Genomic DNA, 17108 nt, shown 5'->3' with positions numbered 1-17108 from the left:
CGAGCAATGAGTGCTGCACTGTACGGTGTTGATCGCCGCTACAATGTGGCCGATATCGAACTCGATCTCTTCTTGGATCAGTTTTCCAATGTCGATTGTGGAAGGCAACGCCAGCCGTCCATACTCCAGGCGTTGAGCTGCGAACGTCTCCGCGCTTTCCTCGAAGGTCAATGTGGGCTCGAGCCCGGTGATAACCGCGTTCCGGGCCGGTTTATCGTCCATCACGACGAGGCATTTGGAATTATCAGACAACTGATCGGTCGACATGGGCCGATGTCCATGCTGATCTAGGTACCGGTCTCGGTGATCTCGCATGGGTCGATATTGGATCGCGTCTTCGTCTTGGCCAGTTCGGTGTTCGTCGCAGTCTGTTCGATCAACTGCGACTTCGTCATCTGCGTTGCAGTGATGGCTCCTTTTGATTCGCGAGATTGCCGCCATATGCGGTCCGTCCCCTAAAATCAGGACTTCGGGAAACGCCGCTGGCGCTAGGCGCTCTCGCGCGTCGAGACGGATCGATGTGGCGTCGCCCTGCGGGCCGGGCTGTCGGCTGCGCTGAAGCCCCGCGAGCCGCCGGTCTTCACCCTGCGGGCGTCCATCCCTGACGCAAAAGGTGTCGGGTGCGACGCCGGAGCCATCTCCGGCATCGTGTGCGGCCCCGCCGCGTCCGAGAGTGAGAGTGCGGACTGGGCTGGCCGCGACGGGTTGAGGGTCGGGAGAGAGGCTTCCGGCGCCCGTCGCGGAGAACCGCGATGTCCAGAGAGATCTCGCATGCGCGCGCCGGCGCAGGCCGCGCCAACCTCTATGCCGAAATCACCGACAAGATCATCGCCGAGCTGCAGGCCGGCCGCGTGCCATGGGTACAGCCATGGGGGACGGCAGCGGCGAATGCGACGATCGCAATGCCGCGCAACGCTTCCACACAGCGTCGATATTCCGGGATCAATATCCTGATCCTTTGGGGCGCCGTGATCGAGCAGGGCTTTGCCGGCCAGAACTGGCTCACCTTCCGGCAAGCGTTGGGCCTTGGCGGTCATGTCAGGAAGGGCGAACGGGGTACGACCGTGGTCTTTGCCGATCGATTCACCCCCGAGGACGAACGGCGGCGCGCCGCTGAGACCGGCGAAGACCCCGGTGCGATCCCGTTTCTAAAGCGGTTCACCGTCTTCAACACCGACCAGTGCGAGGGCCTCCCCAAAGACGTTGCCTCCGCAGTTATTCCGCCCCCGCCCGGACAGATCGAGCCGCAAGCCGAGGCTTTGATTGCCGCGACCGGTGCCGACTTCCGGATCGGCGGTTCGCGTGCTTACTACAACACGGCCGGCGATTTTGTGCAGGTGCCACCACCTGCGGCTTACTTCGAGCCGATCAATTGGCACCGCACTGCGTTTCATGAGCTTGGGCATTGGACCGGCCACGCCTCCCGTCTCAACCGCGATCATTCCGGCTCGCACGGCTCGAAATCCTACGCGCGCGAGGAACTAGTCGCAGAAATGGCTGGTGCCTTCGTTTGCGCCTCGCTCGGCATCGTGCCGACCGTGCGCCACGCCGATTACATCGGCTCCTGGCTGGAGGTGCTGCGCGAGGACAACCGTGCCGTGGTGAGGGCGGCGAGTGCAGCGTCGAAGGCCGCCGATTTCCTGCTGGCCTTTGCACCGCAGGTGATCGACGCCGGCGCCGAGGGGCGCGAGGAAGCGGCGTGATGCCGTCACCGGTTGCTGCTGCCTGCGTGCGCGGTAGGCCTCGGAGAGGTAGAGGAGGGCCGGGATTCCCGTGACGGGTTTGCAGGTCGAGGGAAAGTCTCTTGGCCGCCCGTCGGGGAGAAACCGATATGGCATCAGTTCATAAGATCAAGCTCAGCCCATCCCGCGACATTCCCTTCAACAAGCTGGTCCTGAGCCAGTCCAACGTCCGCCTGATCAAGGCCGGCGTCTCGATCGAGCAGTTGGCGGAGAGCATTGCGCTGCGCACCCTGCTGCAAAGTCTGAGCGTCCGCGCGGTAATCGACGCCGACGGGCAGGAGACCGGGATGTTCGAGGTGCCGGCCGGCGGGCGGCGCTACCGCGCCCTCGAACTCCTGGTGAAGCAGAAGCGGATGGCGAAGACGCAACCCGTGCCATGCGTGGTTCGGGATGACGGCATCGCCGAGGACGACTCGCTTGCCGAGAATGACGAGCGGGTCGGGTTGCATCCGCTCGACCAGTTCCGCGCGTTCAAGACCCTGCACGAAGGCGGCATGAGCGAGGAGGACATCGCCGCCCGGCACTTTGTGTCGCCCGCGATCGTCAAACAGCGCCTGCGTCTTGCGTCGGTGTCGCCGAAGTTGCACGAGGTCTATGCCGATGACGGCATGACGCTGGAGCAGTTGATGGCGTTCTCCGTCACCGCCGACCAGGCCCGCCAGGAGCAGGTCTGGGACAATGTCAGCCGCTCCCAGCTCGATCAGCCTTATCAAATTCGCCGGATGCTGACCGAGAACAGCGTCCGCGCCTCCGATCGACGCGCCCAGTTCATCGGTCTGGATGCCTATCAGCAATCCGGCGGAACAGTCCTGCGCGACCTTTTCGAACATGACGATGGCGGCTGGCTGCAGGATGTGGCGCTGCTGGATCGCCTCGTCACCGAGAAGCTAAAGGTGGAGGCCGAGACCATCGCGGCGGAAGGTTGGAGGTGGATTTCGGTGGCGGTCGATTTCCCGTATGGCCACACCAACAATCTGCGCGAACTGGACGGGGTGACGACCGAGTTGAGCGAGGACGAGCAGACAGCGATCGGCGCGTTGAACGCCGAACAGGCCAAGCTGGAGGCGGACTGTGCCGAAGCCGACGAACTGCCTGACGAAGTCGACCAACGGCTTGGTGAGATCGAGATGGCGCTGTCGGCCTTCGAGACGCGCCCGGTAATCTACGATCCGGCCGACATCGCACGTGCCGGGGTTTTCATCAGCATCGATGGCGAAGGCGCATTGTCGGTCGATCGCGGCTATGTGCGGCCGGAAGACGAAGCGCCTGTGAATGTTGACCCGGAGGTGGAATCCGCTGCTCACGGCGGAACCCTTGATGGCGAGCAGAATCAACCTGTGGTCCAGCGCGCCGTCATCACCGTCGGCGGTGGTCCCGCGGAGTCAGACGATGACGAGGACGACGTCATCAAGCCGTTGCCGGATCGGCTGATCACCGAACTGACCGCGCATCGGACGCTGGCGCTGCGCAACGCACTGGCGAATGATCCGGCCATCGCCTTCTCTGCAGTATTGCACAACTTCGTGCTGGCGACATTCTATCGCTTCGCGTCATCGAGCAGTTGTCTGGAAATCGCGGTTCGCACACCGACTCTGCCGGTGCAGGCCCCGGGTCTCAACGACAGCGTGTCGGCCAAGGCGATCGAGGCGCGCCATGATGGATGGAAGGCTCGTTTGCCGCGAGACGAGGGCGACCTCTGGAATATGCTGACCGCGCTGGACACGGCCGAGCAGTCATCGCTGTTTGCGCATTGCGCCTCGTTCGGGGTGAACGCGCTCTACGAGCCGGCCAATCGCTTCAATGACGGCCGCGTCTCCGCGCACGGCGTTCGTCGCAGACTCGATCATGCCGATGTGCTGGCACGTACCGTCGGCCTCGACATGGTGGCGGCGGGCTGGACCACGGGCGTCGATAACTATCTCGGTCGGGTCACCAAGCCCAGGATTCTCGAAGCGGTGCGCGAGGCCAAGGGTGAATCATCGGCGCAACTGATCGACCACCTCAAGAAGGGCGACATGGCCCGCGAGGCCGAGCGGCTGTTGGAGGGATCGGCCTGGCTGCCCGAACCGCTTCGGCTGCCCGACGCCGAAGCTGCTGCCGTGACCGGCGAAGCCGAGGCCTTGCCTGACTTCCTCGCCGATGACGACGAGGAACAGGCCGAGGCCGATGAAGATCAGCCTCGCGTGATCGCGGCGGAATGATCGACGAGGGCGGGGCGGCGAAAGCTGCTCCGCCTTTCCCTTGCCATCCGCAGCCAGCTGCGGCGTTGGCGAGAGTGAGAGGCCGGCCGGGAGGGGTTTGAGCCGGCGGGGCTGAGAGAGCGCGCCACGGCTCGACCCGCTTTCGCTCTCCCGAGGCTCTTGTGATGACCCCATCTTCTTCCTCCACGGTCCTGGCCGCGACCGTACGATCTTCCACGTCGCTAGACAGTGGCGATGCCGCCGTCCGAATCATTGCCGCTGCACGCTTGATCCTTCCGCAACTCAAGCGTGGCCACCGCATTGACGCCGCGGGCCTGCGCGTCGCGATGGAGACGGCCTATTCCGGTTCTGACGCCGACGGCGCTTGGGACTGGAAGTCTGCCTACGACGCTTGCGAAGCGGCGACCGTCCTGTTCCTGCGCAAATTCGGTCCGGCGATGCGGATGCGCGCCGCATCACCCGATGCCATGCTGCCGATGCTGGTGAAAATTGCGGGCCTCCTTCCCACCCACACGCGACGGTCCGAAGAGAGCGAGGCGCTTCAGCAATTCAGTACACCGATCGCTCTCGGACTTGCGGCTTCCGCCGCGGCGGCAATCACCACCTCGGACATCGTCCTGGAGCCATCGGCCGGAACTGGGCTGCTCGCTATTCTTGCCGAATTGTCCGGCGCTGCCCTCGTTTTGAACGAGTTGGCCGAGACCCGTGCCGGCTTGCTCGCGCTGCTTTTCCCAGAACTCGCCGTGACCCGCTTCGACGCCGCGCAGATCGACGATCACCTCCATGCCGGGATCACGCCGAGCGTTGTGCTAATGAACTCGCCATTTTCCGCCGTGGCCAATGTGGATCGCCGCATGAGCGATGCAGCGTTGCGTCATATCTCGTCTGCACTGGTGCGGCTGGCGGCTGGCGGCCGCCTGGTTGCCATCACCGGTGCCAATTGCGGGCCCGACAATCCGACATGGCGTGACGCCTTTATCAGCCTGCAGCAGCATGGGCAGGTGGTGTTTTCCGCGCCGATCGACGGCGCGGTCTATGCCCGGCATGGCACAACCATGGACACCCGGTTGACCGTGATCGACAAACGGGCCGCCGAGGATCCCCGCGCATTTCCGGAGTCTCCGGGCGTAGCGCCAGATGTAGCCACGCTGCTCGGCTGGATCGCGCAATCCGTGCCGCCACGGCCGCCCCTTGCGCTGACGCCGACAACTTCCTCGATCGTCCGATCGGTGCCGAGTATTGATCGCGCGCGGAAGCCGGTCGTCGCCAGGCCCTTCTCTCTCCCCGCCAAACCTCACGAACCGGAGGGGATCGAACTCGCCTATCAAACCGTCGACTGGAAGCCGGTCGAGGGCGGCGGTATCACCGATGCGCTGTATGAAGCCTACAGCTTGCAGTCGATCCGAATTGCCGGCGCGCAGGCTCATCCGACCAGGCTGGTGCAATCGGCGGCGATGGCCTCGGTGGCGCCGCCGAAGCCGAGCTATCGTCCGCATCTTCCTGCTGATGTCATCGAACGCGGCGTCTTGTCGGATGCCCAGCTGGAGACGGTGGTCTATGCCGGCGAAGCCAATTCACAGTTCCTCGCAGGATCCTGGAGCGTTGACGAGACTTTCGACATTGTCGCGGCCGCGCGCGACGACGCCGAGACCGCGGTGCGGTTTCGCCTGGGCTTCATGCTTGGCGACGGCACCGGCGCCGGCAAGGGCCGGCAGGTCGCGGGTATCCTGCTCGACAATTGGCTGAAAGGGCGCCGCAAGGCGGTCTGGATCAGCAAGTCCGACAAGCTGATCGAGGATGCCCAGCGTGATTGGTCGGCGCTCGGACAGGAACGGCTGCTGGTGACACCGCTGTCGCGCTTTCGCCAGGGCACCCCGATCCGTCTCGCGCAAGGCATCCTTTTTACGACCTACGCCACGCTGCGCTCCGACGCTCGTGACGACAAGATATCGCGGGTGAAACAGATCGTGGAATGGTTGGGCGCCGACGCAGGCTCTGAGGCCGGGGCGGGTTTCGACGGCGTGATCATTTTTGACGAGTCTCACGCGATGCAGAATGCTGCGGGCGGCAAAGGCGAACGCGGCGATCAGGCCGCCTCGCAGCAGGGCCGCGCCGGTCTCCGATTGCAACATGCGGTGCCCAATGCGCGCATCGTTTACGTCTCGGCGACCGGTGCCACCACGGTTCATAACCTCGCCTATGCGCAGCGCCTCGGGCTCTGGGGCGGCGACGACTTTCCTTTCGCCACCCGCGCGGAATTCGTCGAGGCGATCGAGGCCGGCGGTGTCGCGGCGATGGAAGTGCTGGCCCGCGATCTGAAGGCGCTCGGGCTCTATGCGGCGCGGTCGCTGTCCTATGAGGGAGTGGAATACCAACTGGTCGAGCACCGGCTCACCGAGGAGCAGATCCGCATCTATGACGCCTATGCGAGCGGCTTCAGCATCATCCACAACAACCTCGATGCCGCGCTACGGGCGGCCAACGTCACCGGCACCACCGGCACGCTGAACGCGCAGGCCAAGTCCGCCGCGAGATCCGCATTCGAATCCGCCAAGCAGCGGTTCTTTAATCACTTGATCACCGCGATGAAGGTGCCGTCGCTGATCGCGTCGGTCGAACGGGATCTGAGCGACGGCCACGCCGCCGTGATTCAGATCGTCTCGACCGGTGAGGCGCTGATGGAGCGCCGGCTTGCGGAAATTCCCACCGAGGAATGGGGCGATGTTCAGGTCGACATCACGCCGCGAGAATATGTGCTCGATTATCTGGCTCATTCATTCCCGACCCAACTCTACGAGCCGTTCACCGACAGCGAAGGCAATCTGTCGTCTCGGCCGGTGTTTCGGGATGGCCAACCGGTGCAATGCCGGGACGCGGTCGCGCGGCGAGACCGATTGATCGAACATCTGGCCTCGCTGCCGGGTGTGCATGGTGCACTCGATCAGATCGTGCAGCGCTTTGGCACCGACACGGTTGCGGAGGTGACAGGACGTTCCCGGCGCATCATCCGCAAGACCAACGCCGATGGTACAGGTCGCCTTGCCGTGGAGAACCGCGCCGGCTCCGCCAATCTCGGCGAGGCGCAGGCGTTCATGGATGATCTCAAACGCATCCTGGTGTTCTCGGAAGCTGGCGGTACCGGGCGCTCCTATCATGCGGAGCTGTCGGCCAGTAACCGGCGCCTGCGGGTGCATTATCTGTTGGAAGCCGGATGGAAGGCCGATGCGGCGATCCAGGGGCTCGGCCGCACCAATCGTACCAATCAGGCGCAGCCGCCGCTGTTCCGGCCGATCGCCACCAATGTGAAAGCGGAGAAGCGCTTTCTCTCGACCATTGCGCGGCGGCTCGACACGCTGGGCGCCATCACCAAGGGCCAGCGCCAGACCGGCGGGCAGGGCCTGTTCCGCGCCGAGGACAATCTTGAAAGCCATTATGCCCGCGACGCCCTGCGGCAACTGTATCTGCTGCTGGTCAATGGCAAGATTGCGGATTGTTCGCTGCAAGCGTTCGAGGACGCCACCGGGCTGAAGCTGACTGATAGCAACGGGATCAAGGACGATCTGCCGCCGATCACCACCTTCCTGAATCGGCTGTTGGCGCTGACAATCGATCTGCAGAACATTCTGTTTGCCGCGTTCGAGCAATTGCTGACCGCGCGCGTCGAGGGCGCGATCGCCTCCGGCAGCTATGACGTCGGCCTGGAAACTCTGACCGCCGAGAGTTTTGCCGTCACCGGCCGGCAGACGATCTACCCCCATCCCGGCACCTCGACTGAGACCAGTCTGCTGACGATCACCCAGCGCGAGCGTAACCGGCCGGTCACGCTCGACGAGGCATTGGAGCGCCTCTCCGATCCGCGCGCGCGTCTTCTGGTCAACAGCCAATCGGGGCGTGCCGCGGTGCAGGTTCCGGCACGTAGCATCATGCTGGACGACGGCGAGGTGGAACGCCTGGTCCGGCTGATCCGGCCGATCGAGCATCCGACGTTGCCGCTGGCTTTGATGCCGCAGACCCATTGGCAGGAAGCCGATCGGGAATTCTTTGCGCGCGCCTGGGAAGCAGAAGTGGCTGATGTGCCGGAATTTACCTGCAGCGAGATCCACATCGTTGCCGGGCTGCTGTTGCCGATCTGGAAGCGGTTGCCGAACGAGTCGACGCGTGTCTACCGGCTCCAGACCGACACCGGCCAACGCATCATCGGCCGCAAGGTGTCACCCGCCTGGGCGGCGACCGCGACCGATGTGGGTCTATCGACCATCACCCCCGATGCTGCGTTTGCGGCACTGCTCGATGGCAAGACGATCATTGATCTCGCTGAATCTTTGCAGCTTCGGCGTGTCCGCGTGATGGGTGCAAACCGGATCGAGCTGAACGGCTTCTCCGAGGCGATGCGCGACCGGCTGCGCGCCTACGGCCTGTTCAGCGAGATCATTTCCTGGAAGCTGCGCTTCTTCGTGCCGGTCGACGCGACCGGCCCGGCGGTGCTGGCCAAAGTGCTGGAGCACTATCCGGTGCTCCGGGTCGCCGATCGGACGGCGGCGTGACCTCAAGTGCTGCGGATCTGGCGCATCGTCTCGCGCGTGAGGCCGAGGCGGTGTGCCGCCTCTATCTCTCCAACGGACGCCGGGTCGGCAATTATTGGCAGGTCGGGGACGTCAGGAACACCGCCGGCCGCTCGATGTTCGTGCGCCTGAAGGGCAGGGACCGCGGGCGCCCCGCGGGCAAATGGACCGACGCCGCCACCAGCGAGCATGGTGATCTGCTCGACGTGATCCGGGAAAGTTGCGGCCTGGCCGATTTCCGCGATGTCGCCGATGAGGCACGGCGCTTCCTGAGCCAGCCACGATCCGATCCAGAGCGGGACCACTGGCACGGACCATCCCAGGCTCCAACCGGCTCGCCGGAATCGGCACGGCGGCTGTTCGCGATGACGAGGCCGATTGTTGGGACGCTCGTCGAAACCTACCTGCGTCATCGCGGCATCACCAACCTGAACGATATCGCCAGCCTGCGCTTTCATCCCCGCTGCTACTATCGCCCGGATAGGGATGAGCCAACCCAGACCTGGCCTGCGATGATCGCAGCCGTCACCGATCTTGAAGGGCATATCACCGGGGCTCATCGCACCTGGCTCGATCCGTCCGGCATCGACAAGGCGCCGATCGATACACCGCGACGCGCGATGGGCGATCTTCTTGGCAACGCCGTCCGCTTCGGTGTGGCCGCGGATGTGATGGCGGCGGGCGAAGGCATCGAAACCATGCTGTCACTGCGCGAGGTCATGCCGAACATGCCGATGGCCGCTGCATTATCGGCGGCACATCTCGGGGCCATCCTGTTTCCGGCAACGCTGCGCCGTCTCTATATCGTCCGCGACAGCGATCGGGCCGGCGATAGCGCGCTGGAATGGTTGCTTGGCCGAACGCAGGCAGCGGGAATCGAGCCGATTGCACTGTCGCCACGCGGCGGCGACTTCAACGAGGATCTTCGGGAGCTTGGCATCGACGCGCTTCGGGCTTTGGTGCGGAGGCAGATTAGCCCGGACGACGTCTTACGTTTCATGCAGTGCTGATCTGATGGCGGGAAGGCAATTGGTGCGGGGCTTTCCTCGCTCCGTCGTGATCGATCCTGAATCTCTCCTGTTCTCGCGGAGAGCACCGCGCGCACGGCCTTCTTGAGAGGGCGATCGATGCGGCAAGCGTTCCGGATCCGCAATGGCTTCGCCGACTATTTTCCGCCGGCGGGGAAGACCCGCCTTTGCATCGCGAGGCAAAATAGCCGGCTCTCGCCATCCTCCGCTTCGCTTCGGCCGCTGTCGCTGCGCTCGGCGGTGCAGATCCGGCTCGCCCGCCGCAGTTCGTCGCCATGAAGGCCGCGATGGGCGCGGTCGATCCGCCAGAGGCGAGTATCATGACCATCGATCACGACGACATCGGCTTCGAGCCGCAGCAAAGCGCATCGCCAACCGACCACATCCTGACCGAGCTGCAGCTCCACGGCTATCGTCCGTTCCAGGACGAGCCAGATCCGAGACCTTTGCCCGAAGCGCGAATGATCGCGGGCGCCATCGCCGACATCTTCGATGCCCTTGTCGCCACGCTGAGCGAAACCCGTCTCGAGCCCGATCTTCAGGATCTGCTGTGGTCGACCGTCAATCTCTTCCACCGCGCCAACGAACGCATCGAGCGTGAACTCGATGACAACGAACAGGCGCAGAAGCGCAGCCAGCGCGACCAGGATGGCTCCGAAATCCGCTCGGTGGAACTGGAGCGCCTCACCGCCGAAGGCATGACCCTGATCGAGCGCCGCAACACCATAGAATTCTTCCGCGACCAGGCCGCCGAACACTTCGTTCGCCACACCGGATCGCACTGGCATCCGCGCAGCGGCTCGATGGTGAACCACCGCGCTCTGACTTCGGCGGTGATCGACAGCCGCGACTTTATCGCCGCCAGACGCCGCGCCGAGACCGAGGTGCTCCTGCCCGCAGGACCGAAGATTGCCGTCACCGGCGGGCTTAACTTCAACGATCACCGGCTGATCTGGGACAAACTCGATCAGGTCCACGCCAAGCACCCCGACATGGTGCTGCTGCACGGCGGTTCGCCGAAGGGTGCAGAACGCATCGCTGCCCGATGGGCCGACCACCGCAAGGTACCGCAGATCGCCTTCAAGCCGGACTGGACCAAACACGCCAAGGCCGCGCCGTTCAAGCGCAACGACCAGATGCTCGATGTGCTGCCGATCGGCGTGATGGTATTCCCCGGCACCGGCATTCAGGAGAACATGGCCGACAAGGCACGCAAGCTCGGCATCCCGGTCTGGAAATTCGGAGAGCGCGGCGCGTAAGCGCCGCTTTCCCTCATGGCGAGGAGACCAATCCGGCTTCAGCACGTTTCGCCGACCGTGCATCCGCTGATTATTCCGCCCAACGCCCCGAAGACGCCACCGCGAATTCTCGCTGGCGCCACGACCGGCTTGCGCTATAATTTCCACTGCGCCGTGGTGGTGGTGGAAGGCGCAACCCTTGCAACATTTGTCACGGGAGCCACCACCATGATCATCACCGGCATTGTTCTCAATATCGCAGGCCTCGGCATGCTCTGCTGGGCCATGTTCAGGATTGCCGTTTATGCATTGCCGTTCTTCGTCGGCATGATGGCAGGAATCTCCGCATTGCTAACCGGAGCAGGGCCGTTTGGCGCCATTGTCGTTGGTATCATCTTCGGCGCTTTCGCACTCGTTGCCGGACAGCTTGCGTTCTCCGTCGCGCGTTCTGCCGCTTTCCGCCTTGTGGTCGGCCTGCTGTTCGCGTTGCCGGCCGCCGTCGCGGGCTATCAATTAAGCCTCGGCTTTGCTCATCTCGGCATTGTCTCGGAAGGCTGGCGCCAAGTGTTCGCCTTGATCGGCGCCGTCACCGTCGGTGGCTCGGCATGGACACGGATGGGGATGCTGGTAGCCCCGCTGCCGATCGAGGGCGTTCACGCAAGTTCTCCTCAGCCGCCGCTGGAATCGGTGACGACCAGCGTGTGAATGCGCGGGTCAGTCGTCGGGCGGTTGTGAAATCGAACGAATAGCTGCGGGTGGTCGCGACCTCTCTGTCGGGCGTTCCTCGTGAGCGCTTCGATGGACGGCCGACGTCTCCGCGGACTTCAAACCCCGGGTCGCTGGCGCGAGGCGTCCTCTGTTGCTCGGGATGCAAGAGCCGCCTTTCTGTACGCCAGGGTTTCTGTTGTTTCGCCTGGGTGGCTGAGTCTCTTGTGTGTGCCGATCGATAGCTGGCACGTCTCCCCCCAACATGCTGTTCACGCACGCGAGCACCTTGCCTCTCTTTGGCTTGATCTGGCCGAAGGCCGGCTGCGCCTCGATCGCCTGGACCGCAATGGCTGTGGTGAAACTTTCTTCCCCTGGGCAGACCACCCCACGCGATATTTCGCGGGGGGCCCCGGTCCGCCCATTCCTCGCGAGGCAAGAAAGTCTCCCCGTCGCCATCCTCCGCTGCGCTACGGCCCAACCGGGTGCGGCGTCGATCGCCTTCGGCTTTCAGATCGCCATCGAGGCCGCGGTGGTCGCGGGCTCGAAAACAGCAAGGAGAAGTGACATGGCTAACATCGGCTCATTCAAGAAATCCGGCCAGGAATTCCAGGGCGAGATCGTCACCCTGAGCCTTCAGACCAAGGGCGTCCGCATCGTTCCCGAAACCGACCGCAGCAACGAGAACGCGCCGAGCCACCGGGTCTACGTCGGCCGCGCCGAGATCGGGGCCGCCTGGTCGAAGCGCTCCGGCGAAGGACGCGACTACCTCTCGGTCAAGCTGGACGATCCGAGCTTCAACGCCCCGATCTACGCCAACCTGTTCGACGACGAAGACGCCGAGACCTTCACCCTGATCTGGTCCCGCAGCCGCAAGCCCAACGGCGACTGACCGAACCAATCACCGGAACGCCTCGCTCAACTGAGCGGGCGTTTCGAGCAGCGATAGCTTCTGCTGGGTGACCGCAGATCCGGCAAACCTCTCGCGGCGCGGGACCTTGTCTCAGAATTTCCAGACGCCGGCGCGTCGGCCACGCGTTGATCAGGCTTTCCGCCTCGCCGCTTTCGAGCGCTCACCGGCGGCTTCCTCATCTGGCTGAATCAGATCGACGTGACTGACGCCAAGAGCCGCTGCGAGATGAAACAGTGTGACAACTGTCGGGTTGCGCTTGCCTCGTTCAAGACCGCTGACATACTGCTGCGTGAAGCCCGAAACCTCAGCAAAACGCTCCTGGGTGAAGTCTTTCTCTTTCCGCAATCTCGCAAAATTCCGGCCGACAAGCTTGCGCATATCCATTTGCGCAAAATGCGTCTTTACACACTACAAGGTTTATCCTCTATAATATGTATTCGAACGGGACGTTTCCTTAGTGGAATGTGACCAAACGACGGCGTATTTTCGCCAAATGCTGATATCACTCGAGGCCGAATTCTCCCCGCAGGATGTTTGATGCGTAATCCTGAACTCGATCCCGACGTTGCCGATGTCGCACCGGTTGGTCCGACGCTGACGAGCTATGACCAGGAGCATCTGGTTACTTATTTACGTCTGCTGGATGCCGATGCCGAGGATGCAGATTGGCAGGAAGTGGCGAAAATCGTTCTACACATCGATCCCGCTTGCGAACAAGAACGAGCTCGTCGTGCGTATGAGAGCCACTTGGCTCGCGCAAAATGGATGACCGAAAGCGGCTACCGGTATCTATTGCGTCCGAACATCCCAGAATGAATCTGATTGGCGCTTCAGCTGTGATACGAACAAACTTTCACCCAGATGTAGCGGTCAGTTTGGTACCTCAGAAGTTGCATTATTACTGAAGTGCGTGAGCGGTTGGCTGGTACGATGCGGTGGGTGCATCATTGCTCGCGCGGTTAGGGGGACGACCAGATGCCTAATTTTGATTGGCGATCACCTGCGACCTATGCCCGCGCCGAAGCGCTCGATCACACCGGCTTTGCCTGGGAGTGTCTTCGTCGCAATCCGGACTACCGGCGCGACTGGCAGGCGCTCGGGAGACCGCCTGATCAAGCACTGATGATACCCTTCAGGAGCCAATGGGGCCTCTCCTTTCGCCGCTGATCCGACGTTGTCGTCGCTGGATCAGCCGATATTCTGGGCCCCAGAAGTTCTTCCAACCGTTATTGCGGTCGGTCCAAGCCGTGCAATTGCCGCTGGCAATGGGCTCAGTCTGGCGCATTTGTCGACCGGCGAAATTCGCCAAGCGGCCGACGGCTGGCATGTCGTGTTGCGCGTTCGAGAGGTGGAACATCGGCTTTGGCTACGACAGCCGCCCGTGATCGGCGAAACCTACGCCGCCGAATTGTCGTTCGACGAGGACTTCGATATTCGCGCGAATGCCGCGAGGAGGTTGTGGCGGACGCTGCGTGGGCGTGCCGCTGGTCCTGCACTGTATGCGCTCTCCCCGCAGCGCCGGCGGCGACTTTCGATGGCACTTCGCGCGCTTGATGCCAGGGTCGAAGGCAATAGTTATCGAGGCATAGCAGTGGTGCTGTTCGGCGGGAAAAGCATCCCCGAGCGAGCGTGGAAGACCCATGATTTGCGCAATCGGACCATCCGATTGGTGCAGACCGGCTTTGCTTTGATGCGGGGTGGCTATCGCGGCCTTTTGCATCGGCCCCAGCGCAAGAAGCGAAAATCCGGGTGAGCCACGGGGTGCCGAAAATTGGCACTTCGATCATCGGCATCCCCTCGGACATTGCCACTCCGCCATCGTGACCTCCGACGCGCCGCGATCGTGTCCCGTGGCGTGGTGTAGCTGGCGGCGGGTCACGCGACTGCCGGGTTGGTCCGGGCCGGTCAGCTGGCGAATGCCGGAAGGCTGACGGCGGGATCATCGCCGATCGGGGCGATGGTTTCCAGCGTCATGTAGCGGGCGCGCTGCACCGCCCATTCGTCGTTCTGTTCGAGCAGGATGGCGCCGACCAGACGGATGATGGCGTCTTCGTTGGGGAAGATGCCGACCACCTCGGTGCGACGCTTGATCTCGCCGTTGAGGCGTTCGATCGGATTGGTCGAATGCAGCTTGGTGCGATGCGCCGGCGGGAAGCTCATATAGGCGAGCACATCGACCTCGGCTTCATCGAGGAAGGCCGCGAGCTTCGGCAGCTTCGGCCGCAGTTGGTCGGCGACCCGGCGCCATTGGGTTCGCGCGGCTTCAGCGTCGTCCTGCGCAAACGCCGTGCCGATGAAGGCGGAGACGACGCGCCGCCCGCTCTTGCCGGCATGGGCGAGCACGTTGCGCATGAAGTGGACGCGGCAGCGTTGCCAGGTGGCGTTGAAGACCTTGCTGACCGCGGCCTTGATGCCTTCATGGGCGTCGGAGATCACCAACTTGACGCCGCGTAGCCCCCGGCGGGCGAGCTTGCGCAGGAACCCGGTCCAGAACGTCTCGGCCTCGGAGGGCCCGATATCGAGCCCGAGAATCTCGCGCCGCCCGTCGCTGTTGACGCCGACCGCGACGATCACCGCGACCGAGACGATGCGCCCGGCCTGGCGCACTTTGACGTAGGTGGCGTCGATCCACAGATACAGCCAGTCGCCCTCGATCGGCCGGCCAAGAAACGCCTTCACCTTGTCGTCGATCTCCTCGCACAGCCGCGACACCTGGCTCTTGGAGATGCCGCTCATCCCCATCGCCTTGACCAGATCGTCGACCGAGCGGGTCGAGACGCCATGCACATAGGCCTCCTGGATCACCGCGGTGAGTGCCTTCTCGGCCATCCGCCGCGGCTCCAGAAAGCCCGGAAAATAGCTGCCCTTGCGCAGCTTCGGGATCCGCAGTTCGACGGTGCCGGCGCGGGTCTCCCAGTCGCGGTCGCGATAGCCGTTGCGCTGCGCCAGTCGCTCGGGGGTCTTCTCGCCATAGCCGGCGCCGGTCAGGCTGCCGACCTCCATCTCCATCAGCCGCTGGGCGGCAAAGCCGATCATCTCGCGCAGCAAATCGGCGTCGGGGGTCTTCTCCACGAGCGAGCGCAGGTTCATCATGTCGTCGGTCATCGGTGGTTCCTCGGTTGCGTTGGTGTGTCGCAACCCGATCCTACCGGGAAATCGTCGATGACCGCCGCAAAGCCGCCCGCCCGCTACGGCGCCAGTTGAGGGCGCGCGTGCGGGCGGCTTTGCTCTACCGAGCTACACCACTTGGTGGGACACGACCCGCGCCGCGAACCGCTCGCGCGCTCCACGAAATCACGGAGGCTTCCAAATGGTCGATCCCAATGCCGGTCTACCGCCACGCTACCTGCGCACGCCCGAGGCCGCTCGGTTCCTCGGTCTGTCGGGCCGTACGCTGGAGAAGCACCGCACCTACGGCACCGGCCCGACCTATCGGAAGATCGGCGGCCGCGTCGTCTATGCGCTCGAAGATCTGAAAACCTGGGTTGATCGCGGGACCAAGACCTCGACCTCCGATCCCGGCACAGGGGTCGTGCTACCCGCCAAGCGGCATGCATCGGCCCTGGTGGCCTATGCCGGCCAGACCCGTCGCTGATTGTACGGGAGCGCACATGGCGATTCGACGTCTGCGCAGATCGGAGCGCGAGCAACTCGAGCTGTTTCGTGCGCTTCCTGGCGATCTTTCGCCGCGGGACGCGCAGGATCTGATGGCCTATCCGTTCTTCTCGCTTGCAAAATCGAAGCGCGTCGCGCCGATCGATTTTCGCGCCGGCAAGATTGCCATTCGGGTCGAAGCTGTGCCGGAATACGGTATGGCGACGATCTGGGACGCTGACGTTCTGATCTGGGCTGCCTCGCAGATCGTTGAAGCCCGTGACGCCGGTCTCAAGACATCTCGGCTGATGGCGGCGACGCCTTATGAAATCCTCACATTCGTCGGCCGCGGCACCGGCGCACGCGACTACGACCGCCTCAAGGCTGCACTCGATCGTCTGCAATCGACGACGATTATGACCTCGATCCGCCAGCCGACCGAGCGCCGGCGGCATCGTTTCTCCTGGATCAATGAATGGAAAGAGACCGCCGATCCGCACGGTCGTGCGCTCGGGCTGGAGCTGATCCTGCCGGATTGGTTCTATGCCGGCGTGCTGGACGAGGCGCTCGTACTGACCATCGACGGGGCGTATTTCAGTCTGACCGGCGGATTGGAGCGCTGGCTTTATCGCCTGGTTCGCAAACATGGCGGCCACCAGACCGGCGGCTGGAGCTTTGACTTTTACCATCTTCACGCCAAATCCGGCAGCCTCTCGCCGCCAAAACACTTTGCCTACGACCTGCGCGAAATCGTCCGCCGCCAGACCATCCCCGGTTATCGGTTGCTGATTGAACGCGGTCTGCGCGGCACCGAGCGCCTCAACTTCACGCCCATTCCTGTCGATCCGATGACGATTGCCTTGCGCGGTCGCGCAACCGTGCCTGAGGACAAGCTGTGAATCATCTCGTGCTATCAGGGACCGCAACCCTCGTGCTATCGGGGACCCGATCCTCGTGCTATCGGGGACCGAAATCGGGCGAAACGGATTGCCGCTCAACGGCTTGCAGCGCCCGTAACTTCTCTAACCTGGAATCCTTCGGATTCTTTCTAACGGACGTCGCGGTTTCGCTGGTGTGGTGCCACTTTCAGCGGTGCGCTGCTTTACTGCCAACGCCCTTCCAAAC

At 63.4% G+C, this 17108-nt stretch carries 15 protein-coding genes; 13 read left to right on the top strand and 2 right to left on the bottom strand.

Annotated features, from left to right (window positions below):
- The first annotated feature begins 6 nt into the window (after positions 1 to 6).
- The 8 genes from RPC_RS19635 (at position 7) to RPC_RS19595 (ending at position 12368) form a co-directional block, all read left to right on the top strand.
- A complete protein-coding gene (locus RPC_RS19635; RefSeq protein ID WP_011474330.1) occupies positions 7 to 291 on the top strand; it encodes a hypothetical protein in 285 nt (94 codons plus the stop codon).
- A gap of 461 nt (positions 292 to 752) precedes the next feature.
- On the top strand, positions 753 to 1703 hold the full coding sequence (locus RPC_RS19630; RefSeq protein ID WP_011474329.1) for an ArdC family protein: 951 nt from the start codon (positions 753 to 755) through the stop codon (positions 1701 to 1703).
- Positions 1704 to 1831: 128 nt separating this feature from the next.
- Entirely contained in the window at positions 1832 to 3943 is a 2112-nt protein-coding gene (locus RPC_RS19625; RefSeq protein ID WP_011474328.1) for a ParB/RepB/Spo0J family partition protein, read from the top strand.
- A 164-nt stretch (positions 3944 to 4107) separates the two neighbouring features.
- On the top strand, positions 4108 to 8487 hold the full coding sequence (locus tag RPC_RS19620; protein WP_011474327.1) for a strawberry notch-like NTP hydrolase domain-containing protein: 4380 nt from the start codon (positions 4108 to 4110) through the stop codon (positions 8485 to 8487).
- Positions 8484 to 9515 (top strand): DUF7146 domain-containing protein, encoded by a 1032-nt coding sequence (locus tag RPC_RS19615; protein WP_011474326.1) that lies wholly within the window; start codon positions 8484 to 8486, stop codon positions 9513 to 9515. Before RPC_RS19620 ends, RPC_RS19615 begins: the two co-directional genes overlap by 4 nt.
- A gap of 338 nt (positions 9516 to 9853) precedes the next feature.
- Positions 9854 to 10792 carry a DUF2493 domain-containing protein gene (locus RPC_RS19605; RefSeq protein ID WP_208855623.1) on the top strand — a complete coding sequence of 313 codons (939 nt, stop codon included), beginning with the start codon at positions 9854 to 9856 and terminating at the stop codon, positions 10790 to 10792.
- 57 nt (positions 10793 to 10849) lie between these two features.
- A complete protein-coding gene (locus RPC_RS19600) occupies positions 10850 to 11476 on the top strand; it encodes a hypothetical protein (protein ID WP_415914749.1) in 627 nt (208 codons plus the stop codon).
- A gap of 568 nt (positions 11477 to 12044) precedes the next feature.
- A complete protein-coding gene (locus tag RPC_RS19595; protein ID WP_011474323.1) occupies positions 12045 to 12368 on the top strand; it encodes a DUF736 domain-containing protein in 324 nt (107 codons plus the stop codon).
- 150 nt (positions 12369 to 12518) lie between these two features.
- On the opposite strand, the gene RPC_RS19590 is transcribed toward RPC_RS19595, so the two are convergent.
- Positions 12519 to 12773 carry a helix-turn-helix domain-containing protein gene (locus tag RPC_RS19590; RefSeq protein WP_011474322.1) on the bottom strand — a complete coding sequence of 85 codons (255 nt, stop codon included), beginning with the start codon at positions 12771 to 12773 and terminating at the stop codon, positions 12519 to 12521.
- Between the two features lie 153 nt (positions 12774 to 12926).
- Between RPC_RS19590 and RPC_RS25665 the strand changes: the two genes are divergently transcribed.
- The 3 genes from RPC_RS25665 to RPC_RS19585 all read left to right on the top strand — a co-directional run bounded on the left by RPC_RS25665 (position 12927) and on the right by RPC_RS19585 (position 14142).
- Positions 12927 to 13205, top strand: coding sequence for a DNA -binding domain-containing protein (locus tag RPC_RS25665; RefSeq protein WP_011474321.1), 279 nt, complete (start codon positions 12927 to 12929; stop codon positions 13203 to 13205).
- Between the two features lie 159 nt (positions 13206 to 13364).
- A complete protein-coding gene (locus RPC_RS26920; RefSeq protein ID WP_011474320.1) occupies positions 13365 to 13556 on the top strand; it encodes a transcriptional regulator domain-containing protein in 192 nt (63 codons plus the stop codon).
- A gap of 7 nt (positions 13557 to 13563) precedes the next feature.
- Entirely contained in the window at positions 13564 to 14142 is a 579-nt protein-coding gene (locus tag RPC_RS19585; RefSeq protein WP_011474319.1) for a DUF2285 domain-containing protein, read from the top strand.
- A 152-nt stretch (positions 14143 to 14294) separates the two neighbouring features.
- Here RPC_RS19585 and RPC_RS19580 read toward each other — a convergent pair whose 3' ends face one another.
- Entirely contained in the window at positions 14295 to 15494 is a 1200-nt protein-coding gene (locus RPC_RS19580) for an IS256 family transposase (protein ID WP_011474318.1), read from the bottom strand.
- A gap of 205 nt (positions 15495 to 15699) precedes the next feature.
- On the opposite strand from RPC_RS19580, the gene RPC_RS19575 reads away from it, so the two are divergent.
- Together RPC_RS19575 and RPC_RS19570 are read left to right on the top strand one after the other, a co-directional pair.
- On the top strand, positions 15700 to 15984 hold the full coding sequence (locus RPC_RS19575; protein WP_011474317.1) for a helix-turn-helix transcriptional regulator: 285 nt from the start codon (positions 15700 to 15702) through the stop codon (positions 15982 to 15984).
- Positions 15985 to 16006: 22 nt separating this feature from the next.
- Positions 16007 to 16882: a replication initiator protein A gene (locus tag RPC_RS19570; RefSeq protein ID WP_041803098.1), complete on the top strand. Its 876-nt coding sequence runs from the start codon at positions 16007 to 16009 to the stop codon at positions 16880 to 16882.
- The last annotated feature ends 226 nt before the right edge of the window (positions 16883 to 17108 follow it).

Source organism: Rhodopseudomonas palustris BisB18 (assembly GCF_000013745.1).
In the GTDB taxonomy this organism is placed as follows: Bacteria; Pseudomonadota; Alphaproteobacteria; order Rhizobiales; family Xanthobacteraceae; genus Rhodopseudomonas_A; species Rhodopseudomonas_A palustris_F.
Note: the sequence above shows the minus strand (reverse complement) of the source record. Positions and strands in the feature narration are given on the sequence as shown.